The sequence below is a fragment of the Nonomuraea cypriaca genome (assembly GCF_015645445.1).
In the GTDB taxonomy this organism is placed as follows: Bacteria; Actinomycetota; Actinomycetes; order Streptosporangiales; family Streptosporangiaceae; genus Nonomuraea; species Nonomuraea cypriaca.
Map to the genome: position 1 here is coordinate 1 of NZ_JADOGI010000443.1, position 3,425 is coordinate 3,425.

At 70.5% G+C, this 3,425-nt stretch carries 2 protein-coding genes; both read right to left on the minus strand.

Features of this window, described 5'->3' with window-relative positions; translation table 11 throughout:
• Nucleotides 1-673: 673 nt before the first annotated feature.
• Entirely contained in the window at nucleotides 674-3,028 is a 2,355-nt protein-coding gene (locus ITP53_RS54545) for a helix-turn-helix transcriptional regulator (RefSeq protein ID WP_236052233.1), read from the minus strand.
• A 198-nt stretch (nucleotides 3,029-3,226) separates the two neighbouring features.
• Nucleotides 3,227-3,425: IS3 family transposase (locus ITP53_RS54550; protein WP_195903345.1), on the minus strand; the 199-nt coding region annotated here is incomplete at its 5' end.

Below are 3,425 nucleotides of genomic sequence, written 5' to 3' on the forward strand. Positions count from 1 at the left end.
CGCCCGCCCAGCACCGACCCCGCCGACCACTTCCGGCCCCGCCACCGGCTCGACCCCGACGCCACTCGCCGCCACCTGACCTACCTGGCCCACGCCTTCCCCCGGCCACGACCCGCGACATCACCTGGTGGCACATCGCCCGCACCACACCCCACATCCGGTCAACAGTCGGGATTGCGACCGGGCTCACGTTCGGGCTCGCGTTCTGACTCACGTTCGGGCCGGTCGTGCTCGCGTTCGAGCTCACGAGCGAGTCCGATGCCGGGTTAGTGTTCGGGCTCGAGGCCGGGCTCGTGCTCAGCCTCATAACCGGGCTCACGATCGGGCTCGTGGCCGGGCTCACGTTCGGGTTTGTGTCGGCGTTCGGGTTTGTATACGACCCCCCGGCGGTCGAGTTCATGTTCTTTTTCGAGAATTTCGATGTCGTGTTCGTGTTCGGGCTCCTCGTCTGGCTAGGGACCACTCTGGCATACGGGCTGATCACCTGGGCGGAACAACCCACGCTCGAATCGACCAGCACACCCCGCTCCGGTTGGCGAGCCGACAGAGCGCTTACCCTTCTGCGATTGGTCGCGTCCGGGCTCGCGTCCGGGCTCGCGTCCGGGCTCGCGTCCGGGCTCGCGTCCGGGCTCGCGTCCGGGCTCGCGGTCGGGTTCGCGTCGGTAGACGTCACCTACCCGAGATCAGGCATGTCCCGCAGCTGCCTACGTGAGGTGATACCGAGCTTGCGGAAGATGTTGCGTAGATGGGCGTCGATCGTGCGCGGGCTGAGGAACAGGCGCGCGGCCACCTCCTTCGTCGTCGCGCCCGCCGCGACCTGGCGCGCGATGTTCATCTCCTGCATGGTCAGACGGTCGTAGGTGTGTTCGGAGCGGCTGCGGGCCACTTCCCTGGTCGCGCGCAGCTCGTCAGCGGCACGCTGGGCGAACCCTTCCATCCCGATCTCCGACAGTTGTTCATGCGCGGTACGCAGGTGCGTACGCGCGTCGATGCGCCGGCCCGCCCGGCGTAGCCACTCCCCGTACCGCAGGTGCGCCCGCGCGAGGTGCGGCGTCAACGGGCTACCCGTCAGATGCTCGATTGCTTTCCGGTAGTCGTCCTCAGCGCCGCTGACCAGCGCCCGAGCACCGGCCGCGAAGCCTTGGGCGTCGCTGGTTCCCGCGGGCTCCGTGCGCTCAAGTAGGGACTCCAACGCCGACTCCGCGACGGCGTCCTCGCCACACCGGACCGCTGCCTCCACCAACTCGGGCAGTCCGAGGCCGGCAAGCAGGACGTCGCCGCCGGCCGCGGCGCGCTTGGCCGCGTCCAGCGCGGCCGGATAGTCGGCCAGGCCGTTGTACAGCAGGGCCGCGGGCCAAGGGGCGCTCGCGGACAGCTGACCGGCGCCCTTGTTCGTCACGTCGGCGAACACGTCGAGCGCCTCTTGGCGGCGCCCACGCATCGCCGCCAGCTGAACCCTCGGGTACAGCTGCGGCACATCGCCGAGGGCGTCGGCGATCGCTTCCTCCTCGGCGATCGCGGCCATCGCCTTTCCGAAGTCACCGGTGAATGTCGCGGCTAGCGCCACCTGCGACAGGCCGAGCCGGATGGTGATCGGTGATCCGGTGTCACGCCCGGTCCGCACCAGCCAGTCGATGATCGTCGTGTGCAGGTCCATGTCCCACAGTTCGCCCGCGACCATCGTGGCCAACGCCGGCACTCGGGTCCAGCCGGCACCGTCGCCGGTGAGCACCCGCCGCAGCGCCGGCACACCGGCGTGGTGCCCCTCGGTGATCAACAGCACCAGCGCGTCGAGCAGATCCGGTCCCGCCGCCGGCGGCGCCGAGCGGGCCGCCTCGATCACCCGGTCCAGCACCCCGGCCGCCCTGCTGACGACGAGGCCCATTTCCAGCGCCGACACGAAGCACTCGCGCGACCGTTCCGGATCGCTGGCGGCAAGCCGCTGCGCCGCCCGCAGGATGTGGTCCGGTCCGCTGGCGGCCCCGTCCGCACCCGCGACGAGCGCGATCTGCCCGCGCAACAGGTCGACGGACGCGTGCTGGAGGTCATCCAGCGTCTCGGTGTCGATGCTGGCCAGCAGCTCCATCGCCGCGTCCGGCCCGCCCGCCTCGACCGTGGCCCGCGCGGCCCCGAGCGTCCGCTCGATCTGCTTACCTGGGTCGAGCGACAGCGCAGCAGCGCGCTCGAGGAACGCGGCGGCGGCCGCGACACCTCCGCGCGCCTGCGCACGCGACGCCGACGACTCCAGCTCTGCCGCGACCCGTTCGTCCGGCCCGGTGGTGGCCTGAGCGCGATGCCAGGCCTGCCGGTCCGGTGCGGCGACCGGGTCGATGGCATCGGCCAGCGCCCGATGCGCCGCGTGGCGCCGCTGCGGCTCGGCAGCACGGTATACGGCCGAGCGCGCCAGCGGGTGGCAGAACCGCACACGCGTGCCGAACTGCACCAGCCCGGACGCCTCGGCGGTGGCGCTCGCGGTGGGCACGTCGATGTCCAACCGCTGAGCTGCCGTCCACAGCAGACTCGGGTCGCCGGTGGGATCGGCGCTGGCGAGGATCAGGAGCAGCCGCGCGTCCTCGGATAGTTCCGCCAACCTCGACCGGAAGCTCCGCTCGATCCGGCTCGCGACCGGTGACGGCGTCGGCAGCGCGAAACCACCGGCCTTCGGCAACTCGATCAGGGCCAGCGGGTTTCCCCGTGCCTCGGCGAGAAGGCGATCACGCACCCGCTCGTCGAGCGTCACGGTCTTTTCCTCGGCCAGCAACGCGCGCGCGTGCGAGTCGCTCAGGCCGCCGACCGTCAGCCCGGGCAGCTCGTCCAGCCCACGGACGGCGTCGGAGTCGCGGGCCGCGAACACCATCGCGATCGGCTCCGCCGCGATGCGCCTCGCCAGGAACGTCAACGCCATCGCCGAGGCGGCGTCCATCCAGTGCGCGTCGTCAACGACGCACAGCAGCGGACGTTCCGCCACAGTGGCCGCCAGCAACTCGAGCGCGGCAAGGCCAACGCGGAACGGGGTCCGACGCGCCATCGGCAAGCCCGAACGCGACAAGGAGTGCATCGCGGTGGAGAGCCGCCAGCGCGTCGACATGCGCCAGCATCGGCACGCACAGCTGGTGCAGTGCCGCGAACGGCAGTTCACCTTCGAACTCCGACCCGGACGCGCGGATGATCTGGAATGTCTCAGGTGTGGCCTGCTTGTCAATCCCCCCGAAGTGTGGAGACGGTTCTATGCCACAGCGGTCCTCAGCAGGGCCGTCGACGCTTGCCTCTTGGCGATCATCTGCTGCTCGAATGTGACGGGCGGCAGTCCGTCATTGGCACTGTGCCTGCGTCGGAGGTTGTAGAAGTCGACGATCCAAGTCGCGATCTTCAGTCGGGCCTCGGCCCGGGTACGGAAGCGCTGGCGGTGGACATACTCGACCTTC

What these genes read in the sequence shown, in the direction of transcription:
- ITP53_RS54545 (WP_236052233.1), bottom strand. Translation starts at nt 3,028, where the DNA reads ATGGCGCGTCGGACCCCGTTCCGCGTTGGCCTTGCCGCGCTCGAGTTG.